At 64.0% G+C, this 19452-nt stretch carries 17 protein-coding genes; 8 read left to right on the forward strand and 9 right to left on the reverse strand.

The features are described from left to right. Positions 1 to 142: 142 nt before the first annotated feature. Positions 143 to 850 carry a ribulose-phosphate 3-epimerase gene (gene rpe, locus IZU87_RS11445; protein ID WP_043335268.1) on the forward strand — a complete coding sequence of 236 codons (708 nt, stop codon included), beginning with the start codon at positions 143 to 145 and terminating at the stop codon, positions 848 to 850. A 4-nt stretch (positions 851 to 854) separates the two neighbouring features. Then, a complete protein-coding gene (locus IZU87_RS17725; RefSeq protein ID WP_349305184.1) occupies positions 855 to 1196 on the forward strand; it encodes a GIY-YIG nuclease family protein in 342 nt (113 codons plus the stop codon). 87 nt (positions 1197 to 1283) lie between these two features. Here IZU87_RS17725 and IZU87_RS11455 read toward each other — a convergent pair whose 3' ends face one another. Further along, positions 1284 to 2585 carry an NAD(P)/FAD-dependent oxidoreductase gene (locus IZU87_RS11455; RefSeq protein WP_043335266.1) on the reverse strand — a complete coding sequence of 434 codons (1302 nt, stop codon included), beginning with the start codon at positions 2583 to 2585 and terminating at the stop codon, positions 1284 to 1286. Between the two features lie 251 nt (positions 2586 to 2836). Here IZU87_RS11455 and IZU87_RS11460 point away from each other — a divergent pair, with 251 nt between their 5' ends. From IZU87_RS11460 to trpC, 5 genes are all read left to right on the forward strand, one after another. Beyond that, positions 2837 to 3541 carry a phosphoglycolate phosphatase gene (locus IZU87_RS11460; protein ID WP_213114583.1) on the forward strand — a complete coding sequence of 235 codons (705 nt, stop codon included), beginning with the start codon at positions 2837 to 2839 and terminating at the stop codon, positions 3539 to 3541. Between the two features lie 191 nt (positions 3542 to 3732). Further along, positions 3733 to 5220 carry an anthranilate synthase component I gene (trpE, locus tag IZU87_RS11465; RefSeq protein ID WP_043335326.1) on the forward strand — a complete coding sequence of 496 codons (1488 nt, stop codon included), beginning with the start codon at positions 3733 to 3735 and terminating at the stop codon, positions 5218 to 5220. A gap of 322 nt (positions 5221 to 5542) precedes the next feature. Then, the gene (locus IZU87_RS11470) at positions 5543 to 6178 is read left to right on the forward strand and encodes an anthranilate synthase component II (RefSeq protein WP_107336649.1); all 636 of its coding nucleotides are present in this window, start codon (positions 5543 to 5545) and stop codon (positions 6176 to 6178) included. A gap of 77 nt (positions 6179 to 6255) precedes the next feature. Beyond that, positions 6256 to 7302: an anthranilate phosphoribosyltransferase gene (trpD, locus tag IZU87_RS11475; RefSeq protein WP_213114584.1), complete on the forward strand. Its 1047-nt coding sequence runs from the start codon at positions 6256 to 6258 to the stop codon at positions 7300 to 7302. After that, positions 7302 to 8126 (forward strand): indole-3-glycerol phosphate synthase TrpC, encoded by an 825-nt coding sequence (gene trpC, locus IZU87_RS11480; protein ID WP_213114585.1) that lies wholly within the window; start codon positions 7302 to 7304, stop codon positions 8124 to 8126. Before trpD ends, trpC begins: the two co-directional genes overlap by 1 nt. A 154-nt stretch (positions 8127 to 8280) precedes the next feature. Here trpC and IZU87_RS11485 read toward each other — a convergent pair whose 3' ends face one another. The 7 genes from IZU87_RS11485 to ugpB form a co-directional block, all read right to left on the reverse strand. Further along, complete coding sequence (locus IZU87_RS11485; RefSeq protein ID WP_213114586.1) at positions 8281 to 9099, reverse strand: HAD-IIB family hydrolase; 819 nt, start codon at positions 9097 to 9099, stop codon at positions 8281 to 8283. Between the two features lie 105 nt (positions 9100 to 9204). Beyond that, a complete protein-coding gene (locus IZU87_RS11490; RefSeq protein WP_213114587.1) occupies positions 9205 to 10026 on the reverse strand; it encodes a DeoR/GlpR family DNA-binding transcription regulator in 822 nt (273 codons plus the stop codon). Further along, positions 10023 to 10850, reverse strand: a complete 828-nt coding sequence (locus IZU87_RS11495) for a glycerophosphoryl diester phosphodiesterase (protein WP_213114588.1) — start codon at positions 10848 to 10850, stop codon at positions 10023 to 10025. The genes IZU87_RS11490 and IZU87_RS11495 overlap by 4 nt, the downstream gene beginning before the upstream one ends. Positions 10851 to 11030: 180 nt before the next feature. Next, positions 11031 to 12146, reverse strand: a complete 1116-nt coding sequence (locus tag IZU87_RS11500) for a sn-glycerol-3-phosphate import ATP-binding protein UgpC (protein WP_213114589.1) — start codon at positions 12144 to 12146, stop codon at positions 11031 to 11033. Between the two features lie 102 nt (positions 12147 to 12248). Beyond that, the gene (gene ugpE / locus IZU87_RS11505; protein ID WP_213114590.1) at positions 12249 to 13094 is read right to left on the reverse strand and encodes a sn-glycerol-3-phosphate ABC transporter permease UgpE; all 846 of its coding nucleotides are present in this window, start codon (positions 13092 to 13094) and stop codon (positions 12249 to 12251) included. Beyond that, on the reverse strand, positions 13094 to 13969 hold the full coding sequence (gene ugpA, locus IZU87_RS11510; RefSeq protein WP_213114591.1) for a sn-glycerol-3-phosphate ABC transporter permease UgpA: 876 nt from the start codon (positions 13967 to 13969) through the stop codon (positions 13094 to 13096). Before ugpA ends, ugpE begins: the two co-directional genes overlap by 1 nt. A 200-nt stretch (positions 13970 to 14169) precedes the next feature. Then, positions 14170 to 15540: a sn-glycerol-3-phosphate ABC transporter substrate-binding protein UgpB gene (gene ugpB / locus IZU87_RS11515; RefSeq protein ID WP_052384813.1), complete on the reverse strand. Its 1371-nt coding sequence runs from the start codon at positions 15538 to 15540 to the stop codon at positions 14170 to 14172. 365 nt (positions 15541 to 15905) lie between these two features. Here ugpB and IZU87_RS11520 point away from each other — a divergent pair, with 365 nt between their 5' ends. Continuing rightward, entirely contained in the window at positions 15906 to 16493 is a 588-nt protein-coding gene (locus IZU87_RS11520) for a hypothetical protein (RefSeq protein WP_054555137.1), read from the forward strand. A gap of 111 nt (positions 16494 to 16604) precedes the next feature. Here the strand turns inward: IZU87_RS11520 and IZU87_RS11525 are convergent, their stop codons facing one another. After that, positions 16605 to 19073: an acyl-CoA dehydrogenase gene (locus tag IZU87_RS11525; protein ID WP_213114592.1), complete on the reverse strand. Its 2469-nt coding sequence runs from the start codon at positions 19071 to 19073 to the stop codon at positions 16605 to 16607. Positions 19074 to 19452: the final 379 nt, after the last annotated feature.

Genomic DNA, 19452 nt, shown 5'->3' on the forward strand with positions numbered 1-19452 from the left:
GGGGAGTGACTCTCAGTAGGGAGGCAGATGTAGGGCGGCAGCGACGGACCAGCAGGCTGGCGGTGCACATTCACACAGCGCCTGTCTTTTGTGAGAGGGTGGCGTAAAATGCCCCTTCCACTTCTCGCTGGCGCCTGATGACATGTCTGAACTACTGCCGAATGACTTCAAGATTGCCCCGTCGATCCTGTCCGCTGACTTCGCCCGCCTGGGGCAGGAGGTCGAGGATGTGCTGGCCTCCGGGGCCGATATCGTCCACTTCGACGTGATGGACAATCATTACGTGCCCAACCTGACCATCGGGCCGATGGTGTGCAAGGCGCTGCGTGATTACGGCATCAGCGCCGAGATCGATGCCCACCTGATGGTCACGCCGGTCGACCGCATGATCGGTGACTTCGCCGAGGCCGGTGCCAGCTACATCACCTTCCATCCGGAAGCCTCCGATCACGTCGATCGCTCGCTGCAGCTGATTCGTGATGCGGGCTGCAAGTCCGGTCTGGTATTCAATCCGGCCACGCCGCTCTCCTACCTCGACTACGTGATGGACAAGGTCGACATGATCCTGTTGATGAGCGTCAACCCGGGCTTCGGCGGCCAGTCGTTCATCCCCGGTACCCTCGACAAGCTGCGTGAAGCGCGTCGTCGCATCGATGCCTCCGGCTACAACATCCGTCTCGAGATCGATGGTGGCGTCAAGGTCGACAACATCGCCGAGATCGCGCGTGCCGGTGCCGACACCTTCGTGGCCGGTTCCGCCATCTTCAATGCGCGCAGTGACAGCGATGCCAACCGCTACGACAGTGTATTGGCGAAGCTGCGTGCCGAGCTTGCCAGCGTGCGCAGCTGATCGCGTGACGGATGACAGCGCGCGAGCTGGCGAGGCAGCCGACGGCTCGGCTCACGGCGCGGCGCTCAGCGAGTGGTCGCTGTATGTGCTCGAGACGGCCCAGGGGCGCCTCTATACCGGTATCAGTACCGATGTGGCGCGCCGCCTGAGCGAGCATGAGGGCGGCAAGCGCGGTGCGCGAGCGCTGCGCGGCAAGGGGCCGCTGACGCTGTGTTATCAACAGGTGGTCGGCGATCGCTCGCGGGCGCTCAAGCTCGAGTATCGCGTCAAGCAGTTGAGTGTGGCGGCCAAGCGTCGCTTGATCGCCGGCGAGATGACACTGGACAGCCTGCTTGGCGAGACCTGACGGTCTGCTTGATTGAATGCGTGAAATGAAAACGCCCCCGACGGAATCCGTCGGGGGCGTTTTACGTTTTGCGTTACTGGCGAGCGATCAATGCAGTTTCATCTTCGGACGCAGGTAGCGGTTCAGGCCATCGACCACCACCGTCATGCCGGTCTTGACCACGCCGTGGATCGCCATCTGGTGCATGCGATACAGCGAGGCGTAGAAGAACTTGGCCAGGCGGCCCTCGATGAACAGCGAACGCGCCGAGGCACCGCGCATCAGCGAGCCGACGGCATCGAAGTGTGCCAGCGAGATCAGCGAGCCGTGGTCCTTGAACACGAAGTCCTTGAGCGGCTTGTTGGCCATCGCGGCGCGCAGGTTCTTGACCATCAGGCTGGCCTGCTGGTGAGCGGCCTGGGCGCGCGGCGGGACGCGCTTGTCATCTGGCTGCGGGCAGCTGGCACAGTCACCGAGGGCAAAGATGAACTCATCATCGATGCTCTGCATGGTCTGGTGCACCTTGACCTGATGGTTGCGCTCGGTGGACAGACCCAGCTCGGACAGGAAGGCGGGCGCACGGATACCGGCGGCCCAGACGCTCAGGTCGGCTTCGATCAGGGTGCCATCGGCAGTGGTGATGCCGCGTGAGTCGGCGCAGGTCACCCGGGTATCGACGTGGATATCGACGCCCAGCTTGGTCAGCTCCTTGGCGACCGGCTTGCCGATGCGTTCCGGCAGGGCGGGCAGGATGCGCGGTGCGGCCTCGATCAGGTGGACCTTGACCTGGCGGTCTTCCAGCGAGGAGAAACCGTAGCTGTGCAGCATCTTGGAGGCATCGAACAGCTCGGCGGAGAGCTCGACCCCGGTGGCGCCGGCACCGATGATGGCGACGTTGAGCTGCTGGCGCTCACATTCCTCGCCGTTGGCGCTGAAGCGCAGGAAGGTGTCGAGCATGTCGCGGCGGAATTTCTCGGCCTGCTGCGGGCTGTCCAGGAAGTGACAATGCTCGGCGACGCCTTCGGTGCCGAAATCATTGGATACGCTGCCCAGTGACAGTACCAGATAGTCATAGCTGAGCTGGCGGGCGGGCAGCAGCACGTTGCCCTTGGCGTCATGGATGGCGGCCAGGGTCAGCTGCTTCTCTTCACGCTCCAGGCTTTCCAGGGTGCCGCGCTGGAACTTGTAGCCGTGGGCCTTGGAATGGCCCTGGTAGGAGACTTCATCGAGACCGGAATCCAGCACGCCGGTGGCCACTTCGTGCAGCAGCGGCTTCCAGATGTGCGTGGAATTGCGGTCGATCAGAATGATCTCGGCTTTCTTCTTGCGGCCCAGCTTGTGGCCCAGTTTGGTGACGAGTTCCAGACCGCCGGCGCCTCCGCCAACGACTACGATGCGGGGAATGGCCATTGAGTGCTCCTCAGTGACAAGATTGATGGGAAGGTGTGAAAAGTGTCGGCCGGCTATCGAGTCAGGACATGCAAGGCCCGGAGTCGATAACTGGCGTCGCGATACCGCTATGATAACAAGATAATGAGCGTGCTAAATAGTGCTGCATGCGCGAAATGTCGTTATTTTACGTATATTCGCCATGAGCACGCGAGAACTCGGTGTTGCGCTTTTGGCACCTACACGAATTCTGTCGCTGAAAAGGAGCAAGGATGCACGATCATCCCACATTCACAGGTCCGGTACATCCGTCGCTCAGGGCGATCGAGATGGTCGCCTTCGACCTCGATGGCACCCTGATCGATTCGGTGCCGGACCTCGCCCATGCGATCGACTGCATGCTTGAGCAAGAGGGGCTGACGGCGCTGGGGGAGGCGCGGGTACGCGACTTTGTCGGCAATGGGTCGCGGGTACTGGTGGAGCGCGCCCTGGCAGCACATGGCCTGGCGACCGATGACCTGGCGCGGGTCGAGCAGGCGCATCAGAGCTTTTTGGCACATTACGCCGCCGACCCCAGCTCGCGTACGCGACTCTATCCCGGCGTGCGGGAATGCCTGGAGGGGCTGCGCCAGGCCGGGATCCCGCTGGTGCTGATCACCAACAAGCCGGAAGCCTTCATCGAGCCGCTGCTTTCGCACTTCGCGCTGAGCGAGCATTTCGCGCTGGCGCTGGGCGGCGATAGCCTGCCGACGCGCAAGCCGGACCCCGCGCCCCTGCTGTTCGCCGCCGAGCGGCTGGGAGTGGTGCCGCGTCAGGCCTTGATGGTCGGTGACTCGCGCCACGATATCGCGGCAGGCCGCGCCGCCGGTTTCCGCACCCTGGCGGTGCCTTACGGCTACAACCATGGCGAGCCGATCGCGCGCAGCCACCCGGACTACCTCGTCGACTCACTCGCCGAGCTGGTCGTGGATGGCTGAGTGACGCTGATTGATGGGAATTGATTGACAGAGCAAGGCTGGTGTCCCGCTCGGGCGCACAGTGAGGCATGAGATGGCAGAACTTGCCTCCACCAGCGCTGCCGCCAGCGATCCGCGATGATAGACTGAGTCCCAGACAAGCCGGCCCCGTGTCGGCAACGCACCCTCCGTGGAAGGAACTGCAGGTCATGATGACCCCACAACACTTCGCTGAACTGGCCGAAGCCGGTTACAACCGCATTCCCGTCACCCGTGACGTGCTGGCGGATCTCGACACGCCACTGTCTACCTATCTCAAGCTGGCCGACATGCCGTGGACCTTCCTGCTGGAGTCCGTGCAGGGCGGAGAGAAGTGGGGGCGCTACTCCATCATCGGCTTGCCGTGTCGTGAGCGCATCGAGGTGCGTGGCCAGGTGGTCTCGCATCTGATCAATGGCGAGCAGACCGGCATGACCGAGGTCGAGGACCCCCTCGACTGGATCGAGCAGTTCCAGACCCGCTTCCGCGTGCCGGTCATCGACGGTGCGCCGCGCTTCAATGGCGGCCTGGTCGGCTACTTCGGCTATGACACCGTGCGCTATATCGAACCGCGCCTGCGCGGCGTCGAGAAGCCGGACCCGCTGGGCGTGCCGGACATCCTGCTGATGGTCGCCGACGAGCTGGTGATCTTCGACAACCTGTCCGGGCGTCTGACGCTGTTGACCCACGCCGACCCGGCAACGCCGAACGCCTACGAGGCCGCCTGCGAGCGTCTCGAGCGCCTCGAGATCCAGCTGCGCAGCGCGACGCTGAACACCGTCAGCCCCGGCACCGGCGGCGAGCCGGTCAAGGAGACCGACTTCACCTCCGGCTTCACCGAGGAAGGCTTCAAGGGCGCAGTGGAGAAGATCAAGGAATACGTGCTGGCCGGTGATGTCATGCAGTGCGTGCCGTCGCAGCGCATGTCGATTCCCTACCGCGCCGCGCCGCTGGATCTCTACCGTGCACTGCGCAGCCTGAATCCTTCGCCGTACATGTTCTTCTTCAATCTGGATGACCACCACGTCATCGGCTCGTCGCCGGAGATTCTCTCGCGTCTCGAGGATGGCGAGGTCGCGGTGCGCCCGATCGCCGGTACCCGCGTGCGCGGCGCCACCGAAGAGGAAGACCTGGCGCTGGAGAAGGACCTGCTGTCAGACCCCAAGGAAGTCGCCGAGCACCTGATGCTGATCGATCTGGGCCGCAACGACGCCGGTCGCATCAGTCAGACCGGCAGCGTCAAGGTGACGGACCAGATGGTGGTGGAGCGCTATTCCCACGTCATGCACATCGTCTCCAACGTCACCGGCAAGCTGAAGGAAGGCCTGGGGCCGATGGACGTGCTGCGGGCCACCTTCCCGGCCGGCACCCTGTCCGGCGCGCCGAAGATTCGCGCCATGGAGATCATCGATGAGGTGGAACCGGTCAAGCGCGGCATCTATTCCGGCGCGGTGGGCTATCTCTCCTGGCACGGCAACATGGATACCGCCATCGCGATCCGCACCGCGGTGCTCAAGGACAAGGTGCTGCACGTCCAGGCCGGCGCCGGCATCGTGGCCGATTCCGTGCCGCAGTCCGAGTGGGACGAGACCCTCAACAAGGGGCGTGCCCTGTTCCGTGCCGTGGCGATGGCGGAGCGCGGTCTGGACAATCTGGACTGATCGGCGCGCCACGCATTTCGGGAGTGACTCGCCAGTGTTCGCGGGTCACTCCCTGCAACGGCGCATGTGATTGACACTCCTGGCAGCTCAACGCACTATTGACCCATGACGCTACGTAACCCGCACGACCTCAGCCAGCAGTGGTGGCGCTCCTGACAAGGGGGCGGCTTTCGCATGTCTGAAGTTCGAGGACGTACGACCAGAAGAATGCCGCCGACCAGGGCGGCATTTTTGTTGCTGGACGGCGGGAACGACACCACAGGAGAGCGGGCAGGCCGGTCAAACACGGCGCATGATCCGCTCCCGAGAATGGACACTGACCATGCAGACATTCACTTCGCAGGACGCCAGCACGCCACGCGTGCTGATGATCGACAACTTTGACAGCTTCACCTACAACATCGTCCAGTATCTGAGTGAGCTGGGCGCGGAAGTGCTGACCGTGCGCAATGACGCCATCACGCTCGAGCAGATCGAGGCGCTCGGTGCATCACATCTGGTGCTGGGCCCGGGGCCGTGTACGCCCAACGAGGCCGGCATCACGCTGGAAACCATTCGCCACTTCGCCGGCAAGCTGCCGATTCTGGGCGTGTGCCTCGGTCACCAGGCCATCGGTCAGGTCTACGGCGGCAAGGTGGTACGTGCGCCCCAGGTGATGCACGGCAAGACCTCCGCCGTGCGTCACGACAACAGCGGTGTCTTTGCCGCGCTGGCCGAGCCGCTGGAAGTCACGCGTTATCACTCGCTGGTGGTCGATCGCGAAAGCCTGCCCGAGTGTCTGATCGTCACCAGCTGGACGGATGATGACGATGTCACGCCGCAGTTGATCATGGGCCTGCGCCATCGCGAGCTGGATGTCGAAGGTGTCCAGTTCCACCCTGAGTCGATCCTGACATTGCAGGGTCATGAGCTTCTGGCTAACTTCCTGCGTCGCGGCGAGGCTGCGAAAGCCGCCTGAGCGTGCGTTGATCGCAAGAGTCACATCCTATTTTTTCATGCGTCAGCCGCCGAGGCTGGCGCCTGCGGAGACACAACATGCAGATGCGTGAGGCGATTGGCGCCGTGATGCGCCGCCAGCACCTGAGCTACGACGACACTCATGCGGTCATGACGGCCATCATGACCGGCGAGGCGACCCAGGCGCAGATCGGGGCCTTGCTGATGGCGCTGTCGATGAAGGGCGAGACCGTCGATGAGCTGGCCGCCGCCGCCCAGGTGATGCGTGAGCTGATGACGCGGGTCACGGTGCGCGCCACCGATGCAGTGGATATCGTCGGCACCGGCGGTGATGGTGCCAACCTGTTCAATGTCTCCACGGCGGCAAGCTTCGTGGTGGCGGCCGCCGGTGGCCATGTGGCCAAGCACGGCAACCGCAGTGTCTCGTCATCGTCCGGCAGTGCCGACCTGCTTGAGTCGGCCGGCATCAATCTGGCGCTGGACGCCGAGCAGGTCGCACGCTGCATCGATGATATCGGGGTCGGCTTCATGTTCGCGCCCAATCATCACGCCGCCATGAAGCACGTGATCGGCCCGCGCCGCGAGATGGGGGTGCGTACCATGTTCAACATCCTCGGTCCGCTGACCAATCCGGCCGGCGCCACCCGACAGGTGCTGGGGGTCTATGACCCGGCGCTGGTACCGCTGATGGCCGAGGTGCTCAAGCGCCTCGGGGCCGAGCATGTGCTGGTGGTGCACAGCGATGATGGTCTGGACGAGATCTCGCTGGCGGCACCGACGCTGGTCAATGAGCTCAAGGATGGCGAGATCCGCGAATACCGCATCGCGCCGGAAGACTTCGGTATTGCGCGCCAGTCGCTGGAAAGTCTGGCGGTGGAGACCTCGGATGCCAGCCTCAAGCTGGTGCAGCAGGCGCTGCGCGGTGATGAAGGCCCGGCCAGCGACATCGTGGCACTCAATGCCGGCGCGGCCCTTTACGTGGCGGGCATCGCGGACAGTCTCAAGGAGGGTGTCAGCATTGCCGAGGACGTGCAGGCCAGCAAGCTGCCATTCGAGAAGATGAAGGAATTGGCGGATTTCACCCGTGTCTACGCCCAGGTCAATGATCAAGGAGCGACCCGCTGATGAGCACCGAGCAGACGACTGACAAGGCATTGCCGACCATCCTGGCCAGGATTCTGGCGCGCAAGGAAGAAGAGATCGCCGAGCGCAGCGCCGCGGTGAGCGAGGCGGACCTGCAGACCCTGATCGAGAAGCAGAGCGCGCCGCGCGGCTTCATCGAGGCGCTGACGTCGCGCATCGACCGTGGCGAGCCGGCCATCATCGCCGAAGTGAAGAAGGCGTCACCCTCCAAGGGCGTGATCCGTGAAGACTTCGTGCCCGCCGAGATCGCCGTGGCCTACGAGCAGGCCGGTGCGGCCTGCCTGTCGGTGCTCACTGATGCCGACTTCTTCCAGGGGCATGAGGACTTCATGATCGAGGCGCGCGACGCCGTCTCGATTCCGGTGATTCGCAAGGACTTCATCATCCACCCGTATCAGGTGCTGGAAGCACGTGCCATCGGCGCCGACTGCATCCTGTTGATCGTCGCGGCGCTGGACGATGCGCGCCTGAGTGCTCTGTATCGTCAGGCGCGTGAGCTGGGCATGGATGTGCTGGTCGAGGTGCATGACGGCGAAGAGCTCAAGCGTGCACTGGCGCTGGGCATCGAGCTGGTCGGCATCAACAACCGCGACCTGCGCACCTTCGAGACGTCGCTGGAGACGACGCTGGACCTGCTGACCGACATGCCGCAGGGCGTGCGTGTGGTCACCGAATCTGGCATCCATACCCGTGACGATGTGGCGAAGATGCGCGACGCTGGCGTCCACGGCTTCCTGGTGGGAGAAGCCTTCATGCGCTTTGATGATCCGGGCGAGGGTCTGCGGGGATTGTTTTTCGGGGATTGATAGCCGGTAGTTGGCGTTATTCGTTATCTTATGGATAACAAAAGCCCGCATGGCAATGCCATGCGGGCTTTTTTCATGCCTGTCTGCTGACTTCTGTCCAAAGGCCTGTGGCCGTCATCCTGCTGGAGGCCTGTGGCTGCCTTCAGTCACAGGGTCAGGCGTCTGTCTTGACGCTCTCGACTCCCTTGCGTGCCGTGAGCAGAGCTTCGGCGATTTCCTCGACCCCGGCGCCATGACTGTGGCGTGTCACCCAGCTGGGCTCCCAGCCGAGTGCCGCGCGGTGCTGGATGATGTTGGCCACGCCCACGGTGTGGCGGAAGGTGGCGAACATCGGCGCATCATTGGGGGCATCGCCGACGTACATCACCTCCTGCTCCAGCTGCATGCGGTCCAGGCCGAAGGTCTCGGTGAGGACTCGCACCGCCATGCGCGCCTTGTCGAACTCGCCCTGCCACGCATTGATGTGGATGGAGCTGGCGCGCGCCTGAATACCGGCGGCCGTGAAACCGGCGATGATGGCGCGAATCTCGCTCTGGACCAGCGGGCCGACCGCCTGACAGTGGTCCACCGCGACATCGGCGAAGCGGAAGGGCTGGTCCTGCGCCAGTGCCGCGCGCGGATGGTTGAGCAGCAGCTGGCGGGCGACGGTCATGACATGGCGTTGGCGAGCGCGCAGGCGCTGCTCGTCTTCCCACCAGGTGGTGAGGATGCGCTGCCCCTGGCGGCGGAAGGCAAAGGCGCCGTTTTCACCGATCACGCTGGCGACCGGCCAGGCGCGTGCGATGTGATCGCACCAGCCCGCACAGCCGCCCGTGACGGGGATGACCTTGATGCCGGCGGCATCCAGGCGCTCCAGCGCCGCCAGCGTCGATGCCGCGAGACGCCCTTCATGGGTGAGGGTGTCATCGATATCGGTCAACAGATACCGGATACCCGACAGGGTGCTGGCAGGACAGTGGGCGAAGGCTTGCATGGTGGTTCCAGAAATCCTCAGAAGGTAAGCGGGAGCGCGGCTGTCATCAGTCGCGTGTCCCTTCAGTATCGTCGATGCGTGCCGGCTTGCGCGACGCGCCTCGGTTCAGGCAGTGAAGCGCACCGACAGGCTCTGCTGGCTGGCAGCCTCAAGCGCGCTGCGATAATCGGGTTGATGGGGCAGCTCATCGGTGACCAGCAGGTCGATCTCCTCGAGCGGGGCGATGCGGCACATGGCGGCGCGGCCCCATTTGCTGGCATCGGCGACCAGAATCCGGCGCTGGGCGTGATGGACCAGCGCACGGCTGACCGCGGCCTCTTCCGGGTCGAAGTCGAGCAGTCCACCGGCATCGAGACCGCCACAGCCGAGGACCGCGATATCGACCTGATGGCGCGCGAAGAAGGCCACGGTGGCACTGCCGACCACATCGAGATCCTGTGGGCGCAGTTGTCCTTCCGCCAACTGGACGGCGACATCCGGGTGGGTCGAGAGCGCCTGGGCCACCTGCAGATTGTTGGTGATCACGCGCAGGCCGCGCCGGGCAAGCAAGGCTTCGGCGACCGCCACCACGCTGGTGCCGATGCCCAGTGCCAGGGTGGCGCCATCGGGAATCTCGGCGGCCACGCTGGCGGCCATGGCCTGCTTGGCAGTGCGCGCCAGCATGATGCGCTGGGAATGTCCCAGGTTGTAGCCGCCCGGTGGGCGCTCGATGCCGCCGTGACGCCGACGCGCCAGCCCGCGCTCACACAGCACGCCCAGGTCACGCCGGATGGTCTGGGGCGTGACGTCGAAGGCGTGGGCCAGCGGGTCGACCGCCAGCTGGCCCTCGCGGGCCAGTCGCTCGAGAATCTGTTGCTGGCGCGGCGTCAGTGCTTCATTGCTGGCGTGTTCAACGCTGCGACTGTCGCGCTCGATGCCCGGGGTCATGTCTGGGGTAGCCCTTGCGTGGTGGTGTTGTTCGGTAGAGTGGGCTCGCGATCCTCCTCGCTGAAGATGGCCGGGTCATCGCTGATGACGGCATCCACACCCCAGGCCCAGCGCGGTGCAAAGGCGGCTGCATCGTTGGGCGTGTAGCAGAGCAGCTTGTGGCCACGGCTGGTGATGTCACTGGCCGCGGCCCGCGTCAGGGCGCGCCAGTCGGCATGCACGGAACTTGCGTTCAGCTCATCGGCCAGGCTCTGCCAGTCGTCGGGGATGTCATCGTAGAGCAGGCCGATATGCACCTGCGGGTCGCGTTGACGCGTCAGGCGCAGCGCCTGGGGATCAAACGACGAGATGATCAGGTGTGAGGCGGGCAGATGGGCGCTGGCCATCGGGATGGCGGCATCGACCAGCGCCTGGGCATCGTGGCCAGGGCTGAGCTTGAGTTCCAGATTCAGGCGCATGTCCAGGCGTGCGATCAGCTCCAGCGCCTGCTTGAGAGAGGCCATGCGCTCACCGGCAAAGCACGCATTGAACCAGCTGCCGACATCGAAGGTCTGCACGCTGTCCCAATCGAGATTCTTGAGCTTGCCACGCCCATCCGAGCAGCGATTCACGCCGGCGTCGTGCCAGATGACCGGCGTGCCATCGCCCAGCAACTGCACGTCCAGTTCCACCCATTGAAAGCCGGCCTCATGCGCCGCCTGAATGGCGGCCAGGGTGTTTTCCGGCGCATAGGCCGACAGGCCGCGATGTGCGATCGCCAGGGGCAGGGACAGGACGCTGTCAGTTGAATGTGATGCGTCGGCTGAATGTGACGATGAAACCATGGTGAATCCTCACAGAAAGAATGGCATGTCTGCCCGCCACGCAGCTGTGGCGCTGATCGGTCGAGGCGGATCACTGATGCTCAGACGCGAGACGGATCAGGGCAGGTCTCAAGCATTACCATCCAATGATGACGTTATCAGGGCAAGGGGTTCCGTCGCCCCGCGACAGGACGACAGCGCTCATTCGATGGCCGCTGTCGCCTGCTCGCGGGTTGCCAGCCGCTTGCCGTCGGTGCCGAACAGATGGGCACGCGCCGGAAGGATGGCCAGGCGCAGCGTCTGTTCTTCCGCGACGGCGTGCTCGCCATCGAGTCTCACCACCAGCGGCTCGCTCTGGCCTTGCAGTCGGCAGTACGCCAGGGTGTCCGCGCCCAGCGGTTCGACCAGCTCGATGCGCGCCTCAAGCTCCGCGGCCCCTGCGGGCAGGGCATCGGCTGTTCCCAGTACCTGCAGGTGCTCGGGGCGAATGCCGAGGGTCAGCTCAGCGCCCGTGGCCAGGCCTTCGCCCTGCAGGGCAATGGTTGCGCCACACGGCAGCGCAAGGCCGGTCTGTGCCTGGGTGGCGCTCAGGAAGTTCATCGCCGGCGAGCCGATGAAGCCGGCGATGAACTGGCTGGCGGGCTGATCGTAGAGCGCCATCGGCGTGCCGAACTGCTCGACATGGCCTCCATTCATCACCACCAGGCGATCCGCCAGGGTCATGGCTTCGGTCTGATCATGGGTCACGTAGACGGAAGTGACCTTGAGGCGCTTCTGCAGGCGACGGATCTCGAGACGCATCTGCACGCGCAGCTTGGCGTCCAGATTCGAGAGCGGCTCATCGAACAGGAAGACCTGCGGCTTGCGCACGATGGCGCGCCCCATGGCGACTCGCTGACGCTGGCCGCCGGAGAGCTGCTTGGGGCGGCGATCGAGCAGCTCCGTCAGGCCCAGCAGCTCGGCGGCCTCGCTGACGCGCTGCTGGATCTCGTCCTTGGGCGTGCGCCGGTTCTTGAGGCCGTAGGCCATGTTGTCGAACACGCTCATGTGCGGGTAGAGCGCGTAGTTCTGGAACACCATCGCGATGTCGCGCTCGGCGGGCTCCAGCTCATTGACACGCTTGCCGTTGATCTCCAGATCGCCCTCGGAGGTGTCCTCCAGGCCCGCCAGAGTGCGCAGCAGGGTCGACTTGCCACAGCCAGACGGGCCGACGATGACGATCAGCTCGCCTTCGCCGAAAGCCAGATCGATGCCATGCAGGGCCTTGTAGCCATTGGGGTACTGCTTCTTGAGCTGCTTGAGCGCCAGTGTTGCCATGAGTTGTGTATCCAGAGCGGTGGCGTGACGGGCAAGCCTGTCCATCACGGCGTAACGGAATCAGGGGGCTTGGGGCGAGGTGTCGCGGGTCGGAGTGCGAGATCACTTCTCGCTGTCCACCAGGCCCTTGATGAAGTAGCGCTGCATGAACAGGATCACCAGTACCGGCGGGCCCATGGCCAGCAGCGTGGTGGCGGTGACGTCCTGCCACGGCACCAGACCATCACCGGTGGTCAGCATGCGCTTGAGGCTGACGACGATGGTCAGATAGTCGGCATCGGTGGTGATCAACAGCGGCCACAGATACTGGTTCCAGCCGTAGATGAACATGATCACGAACAGTGCCGCGATGTTGGTCTTCGACAGCGGCAGCAGGATGTCCTTGAGAAAGCGCCACGGCCCGGCGCCATCGATGCGCGCGGCCTCGACCAGTTCCGCCGGAATGGTCAGGTAGAACTGGCGCAGCAGGAAGGTCGCGGTGGCGCTGGCAATCAGCGGCAGGATCAGACCGGCGTAGCTGTCCAGCATGTTGAGGTCGGCCACCACCTTGAAGGTCGGCAGGATTCGCACCTCCACCGGCAGCATCAGGGTGATGAAGATCAGCCAGAAGCACAGCTTGCGGAAGCGGAACTCGAAGAACACGATCGCGTAGGCGGCCAGCACCGAGATGATGATCTTGCCGATGGCGATGCCCAGTGCCATCAGCATCGAGTTGAACAGCAGGGTCATCACGTCGGCGCCGAGACTGCTGACCGGGTCTGCCAGCAGCTGGCGGTAGTTGTCCAGGCCAGCCTCGCCGATCCAGACGGGGGCGACGTTGGAGTAGAGGTCACCCATCTCGTGGGTACTGGCGCTGAAGGCGATCCAGACCGGCAGGAAGAACAGTGCGCAGCCGATGATCAGCAGGGCATGGCTTGCGATATCAAGCCCGGGGCGGTTGTAGCGCATCAGTACTGCACCTTCTTCTCGACATACTTGAACTGGATCAGCGTCAGCACGCCGACGATGACCATCAACAGTACGGACTGGGCAGCACTCGAGCCCAGGTCCTGCCCGACGAAACCATCTTCATAGACCTTGTAGACCAGGGTGCGGGTCGAGCCGGCCGGGCCGCCCTGGGTGGTGGCATCGATGGTGCCGAAGGTCTCGAAGAAGGCGTAGACCACGTTCATCACCAGCAGGAAGAAGCTGGTCGGCGAGAGCAGCGGGAAGGTGATGGTCCAGAAACGTCGCCAGGGGCCGGCGCGGTCCATCGCGGCCGCTTCCAGCAGGCTCTTGGGGATCGCCTGCAGACCGGCGAGGAAGAACACGAAGTTGTAGCTCATCTGCTTCCAGATCGAGGCCAGCACCACCAGCAACATGGCCTGATCTCCATTGAGCTTGTGATTCCAGTCGATGCCGATGGCGGACAGCAGCTCCGGCAGAATGCCCAGCGTCGGGTCGAACAGGAACAGCCACAGCACCCCGGCCACGGCGGGCGCCACGGCGTAGGGCCAGATCAGCAGGGTCTTGTAGGCGTGTGCGCCGCGCAGCACGCGGTCCGCCAGTACGGCCAGCCCCAGCGCCAATGCCATGGCGCCGAAGGCCACCGAAAAGGAAAAATAGGTGGTCGTCCATAGTGTCGTGAGATATTCGGGCTCGCTCAGCACGCTGACGAAGTTGCTCAGCCCGGTGAATTCCCGTGAGAGCCCGAAGGCATCCTCGACATAGAAGGCCTGTTCGATGGCCTGGTAGGCCGGCCAGAAGAAGAACACGGCCACGATCAGCAGCTGAGGCGCCAGCAGTATCCAGGGCGTGATGGGGTGTCGATTGAAATGGGCCATGCAGTAGGGGTCTCGCAAGCAAGGAAGGACTGGGTGGTTCCGTCGGTAGCACGGAGTCGGCAAGCCTCGGCCGCTCCTGTGCCATCAAGCCGTGAGAGAAGGGAAAGGACACCGGATGTCGGATGCGCTTTCCGCTCTCTGGCTGGAGAAAATAGCGGGAGGGCGAGCCCGGCATGGGCCCGCCCCCGGTGTGGCGATGATCAGCCGTTGGCGCGTTCGAACTTCTCGAGCAGCGAATCGCCGCGCTTGACGGCGTTGTCGAGACCGTCCTGCACGCTTTCCTTGCCGGAGAAGATCTTCTCCAGCTCTTCATTGATCACGTCACGAATCTGCACCATGTTGCCCAGGCGCAGGCCCTTGGAGTTCTCGGTCGGCGTCGCGGAGGTCATCTGGGTGATGGCGACGTCAGTGCCCGGGTTCTCGGCGTAGAAGCCCTGTTCGCGCGTCAGTTCTGCCGCGGCAGTGGTGATCGGCAGATAGCCGGTGAACTGGTGCCAGTCGGCCTGCACTTCAGGCTTGGAGAGGTACTGGAAGAACTTGGCGACGCCCTGGTATTCCTCATCGCTGTGACCGGACAGCACCCACAGCGAGGCGCCACCGATGATGGAGTTCTGCGGTGTCTCGATCACGTCGCTGTCATAGGGCAGCGGTGCCACGCCGAACTCGAAGCCCTTGGCGCTTTCCTTGACGCCGGCATAGCTGGCGGAAGAGCCCATCATCATCGCGCACTCGCCGGAGTAGAACTTGGGCGCCGCGTCATCGAAGCGACCGCCGAACACGAAGCGCTTGTCGGCCTGCCAGTCATCGAGACGCTGGATGTGGTCGACCACGGCGGTCGTGTTGAATTCAAGGCGGGTATCGGTGCCGGCGAAGCCATTGGCCTGGCTGGCGAAGGGCACGTCGTTGCGCGCCGAGAAGTTCTCCAGCATCACCCAGGACGGCCAGGTGGTGGTCAGGCCACAGCTGGCGGCGCCGGAATCGACGACCTTCTTGAGCGCAGCGCCCATTTCCTGCCAGGTCTGCGGGAGGGAGTCGACGCCCGCCTTGGCCAGCACGTCCTTGTTGTAGTAGGTCACCGGCGTCGAGGAGTTGAACGGCATCGACAGCATCTTGCCGTCGGTGTCGGTGTAATAGCCAGTGACGGCAGACAGGTAGGCGTTCGGGTCGAAGGCGGTGCCTTCCTGCGGCGCGAAGTCTGCCATCAGCTGATGCACCGGGACGATCGCGCCCTTGGCGCTCATCATGGTGGCGGTGCCGACCTCGAAGATCTGCACGATGTCCGGACCCTTGCCGGCGCGGAAGGCGGCGATGGCGGAGGTCATGGTCTCGGAGTAGTTGCCCTTGAAGACCGGCTTGACGACGTAGTCGTCCTGGCTTGCATTGAAGTCGGCCGCGATCTCGTCGACCTTCTTGCCGAGCCCGCCCCCCATGGCGTGCCACCATTCCACCTCGGTGGCGGCGAGGGCACTGGCGGAGGCGGAGGCGAAACCGATGGCCAGCGCGAGGCTGGCGAGGCGACGAGTCGCGGTGGCAGTCGTACGGGTGCTTGCATGATGAGTCGGGCGGCGCATGGTCAAACTCCTGAGAGGTTCCCCTGGCCAGCTTCCGCAACAAAGAAGAAGGACGCTGGCCGCTGACGATCGATGGCGACGATCAAGTGAACATTTTCTTGTTCTTTTGATGATCGTCCGAAAAGCGTAGACGACTCTATAGCGCCCGCCTTACAACTTTGTGACAGGTAGATGTTCATTCGAGCGAAGCTGAGCTTATGGCTGAACTTATGACAGAATTTGTGACTGAGCAGCCGGCGTGTGGCGCCGCCAGCTCGGCTCAGGTTGGCAAGCGAGGCGCCGGGGGCAACTCAAGGCTGGAATAAGCGGCCGGCGAGCGAGTGTGCTAGTCTTGCGCGCTGAAAATGCCTGTGGCGGAGAACGCGATGAAAGTGGTTGAAGTGAGTGCCGGTGCCCGACGTGATGCCTGTCTGGCGATGCTGTGCGCCGAAGTCCATGGCCGCGAAGGGGGTCTGGATGCGCTGGTGAGTTACGCCGGCGTGCGTGGGGTGTGGTTCGAGAATGAGATGGCGCGCCTGTTCGCGCTGGTCGACGATGCCGAGCGCATCCACTCTGCCGCGCTGCTGGTACTCGACGAGAACGCACGTGGCCTGAATCTGGCGCTGTGGGCGACGCCGACGGTGCATCGCGGTCACGACCACGGCATCGCGCTGGTCTCCCAGCTGTCCGATCACGGCCGCCTGCAGGTGCGCATCACCGACAGCTCACTGGTCAGCGTGCTGCGTCGCGCCGGCATCAACGACTGGCTGGAGGCCGAGGCCGAAGGCGATCAACCGCGCGAGCTGGTCGGCATGAATCCGGCGGCGCGTGTCGGCAACCTGGCGGCCCTCGACGCGCCGCTGCGCCTGGACCGCGAGCGCATCAAGCGCTCCTTCAAGGCGCGCCCGAAGGACTTCGAGACCTACAAGAATGCCTTCGTGCGTGACCTGGAGCACTTCGCGCGTCATATCTGAGGGTGAGATGACGCACGCGAATGGCATGCTCTGCCAAGACAAAGGCCCCGCTCATTGAGCGGGGCCTTTGTGGTTCTGCGATCGGCGATCAGCGATCAATTCCTGTATCGATCAGGCGGCGTCCTGCTGCGGGTTGGAGGCGGTGCCGTCACTCGCCATCGGCTTGCGCACGAAGGCGTCGAATTCGAAGTGGTCGACGGTCAGCATGTCGAGTACCTCGGCTTCGAAGACGCGCATGAAGTCGCCATCCTCGGCTGACAGGATGCCTGCCTCGACCGCCGCTTCGATACGCGCTTCCGGTGACAGTGCGTCGGCCGGAATCTCGCCCTTGTGGTAGGCCTTGGCCAGCGCCTTGTAGATCGGCTCGGCGCGCGGGTAGTCCTTGAGCAGCGCGTTGTAGCGGGCGAGGGCGTTGTCCTGCTGGCCTTCGTCCTGGGCGTCCCAGGTGTTGTCGGTCAGCTTGGCACGCAGGGCGGTATCGGTGGAGACAGCACGGGCGATCTCGCGGGTCAGGCTGTCCTTGGGCATGGCGAACTGACGGCCACGCGGCAGGGCGATCACGCGCAGGGCAGTGCCCAGCGCACGGTTGGGCAGGTTGGCGAACAGCTCATCCAGTGCCTTTTCCGCGCGGTGCAGCAGCCACTGCATGCTGTAGTGGAACAGCGCCTCTTCGTGTTCGCAGGCCTCGGATTCGTGCCACTGCTTGAGTGTCAGTGACGCCAGGTAGAGGTTGGAGAGCACGTCGCCCAGGCGCGCCGACAGCATCTCGCGCGCCTTGAGGCTGGAGCCGAGGCTTGCCATGGCCGCATCGGCGGACAGCGAGAAGGCGGCGCTGAAGCGGTTGATGTGGCTGGCGTAGGGCGTGGCGACGGCGTCGAAACCAGTGGCCTTGCCGCCGATGCCGAAGCTCTGGGTGAAGGCGCGTGCTGCGTTGCCGAAGATCAGGCCGGCATGGCGGAAGAAGGCCTTGTCGAAGGCGTTCAGGTCATCGGCGTCCTTGGCGGCCAGCTCTTCCAGCACGTAAGGATGGCAGCGGATCGCGCCCTGACCGAAGATCATCAGGTTGCGGGTCATGATGTTGGCGCCTTCCACCGTGATCGAGACCGGAGTGCCGGCGTAGGCCACGCCGATGTAGTTGCGCGGGCCAAGCGTCACGCCGCGTCCGCCGTGGATGTCCATGCCGTCGGCCAGCAGCGAGCGGGCCATCTCGGTCAGCTGGCTCTTGAGGATGGCGGAGGGCACTGCCGGCTTGTGGCCGTTGTCGATCATGTTGGCGGTGTGCAGCACCGACGCCTGGCTGATGTAGTTCATCGCGGCCATGCGTGCCAGCGGCTCCTGCACGCCTTCCATTTCGGCCACCGGCAGATTGAACTGACGACGGATGCGCGCAAAGCCGGCGCTCCAGCCCAGTGCGTAGCGCGAGATGCCCGCGGAACCGGACGGCAGGGTGATGCAGCGGCCCACCGACAGACACTCGACCAGCATCTTCCAGCCCTGGCCGGCCATCTGCTCGCCGCCGATCAGGTAGCTGAGCGGAATGAAGACATCCTTGCCGAAGATCGGGCCATTCATGAACGGCGCGCCGATCGGGTGGTGACGACGGCCGATGTCCATGCCGTCGGTGTCGCGCGGAATCAGGGCACAGGTGATACCGATGTCTTCCACGTCACCCAGCAGGTGCTCGGGGTCGAACATGCGGAAGGCCAGGCCGACCACGGTGGCGACCGGCGCCAGGGTGATCCAGCGCTTCTCGAAGTTCAGGCGAATACCGACGACTTCCTCGCCGTCATGCATGCCGCGACACACGATGCCGGTGTCCGGGATGGAGGTCGCGTCACTGCCGGCACGCGGGCCGGTCAGGCCGAAACACGGAATCTCGCGGCCATCGGCCAGACGCGGCAGGTAGTAGTTCTTCTGTTCTTCGCTGCCGTACTTGAGCAGCAGCTCGCCCGGGCCGAGGGAGTTGGGCACGCCGACGGTGACCATCAGCGTCTCGTTGACCGCCAGCTTCTGCAGCACCAGCGACTGCGCCTTGGCCGAGAAGCCCAGGCCGCCATATTCCTTGGGAATGATCATGCCGAAGAACTTCTCGCGCTTGAGGTATTCCCACAGCGCTTCGGGAAGATCGGCACGCTCACGCGCGATCTCCCAGCTGTTGGTCATGCCGCAGGCGACAGAGCATTGATCATCGATGAAGGCCTGCTCTTCGCTGGAGATGCCGTCGTTGCGCTGTGCGGTCAGGGTGTCCCACTGCGGCTTGCCGGAAAAGAGCTCGGCGTCCCAGAACACGGTGCCGGCTTCCAGCGCCACCTTCTCGGTGTCCGAGACCTTGGGGGAGACCTTCTTGAACATCGCGAACAGGCGCGGGCTGAGCCACTTGCTGCGCAGGGCCGGCAGGCCACATACCGCGACCAGTGCCGCGCCGATCAGCAGCAGGCAACCCAGCACCGGCGCGTCGATCGCCAGGCCGACGATACCGATGATGGCGAGAACGCCGATGGCCGCGAGGGCCCCGGCTTCGCGTGCCATGACGGCCAACAGACCGGCAACGGCGACAAGGATGAGGATGAGCTGCGTCATGGCAGGATCTCCGGGTGGCGAGGGATGGTGTCTTTGCATGGCGTTTCTACAGCGTAGCAGCCATGCGTTTAGAACGGTTGTTTGAATTCTCTTCAGCGTATCCCATGTTGCCCGTCCCTGCAGTACGTCCAAGGTCTAAGGTGTGCGGATTCATTCTCGAAAAGGGCAGTCGCCCGGGGGAGGCAGTCGGCGAGCGCCAGACCGGGGTGAGTGAAAGCTGTCTGACAGGCATGAAAAAGGCCCCGCAATGCGGTAATGCCAGTCAGTTAAGCCTATTCTCCATAAGCTGATCATGAGACCTTCCTGTGCTAGGTACACTTATTATGGGAAGGTCTCATGCATTTCAGCGACGCCATTGATGCCATTGCCAAGGCGGCAC

It is taken from the genome of Cobetia sp. MC34 (assembly GCF_018340035.1).
Classification (GTDB): Bacteria; Pseudomonadota; Gammaproteobacteria; order Pseudomonadales; family Halomonadaceae; genus Cobetia; species Cobetia amphilecti.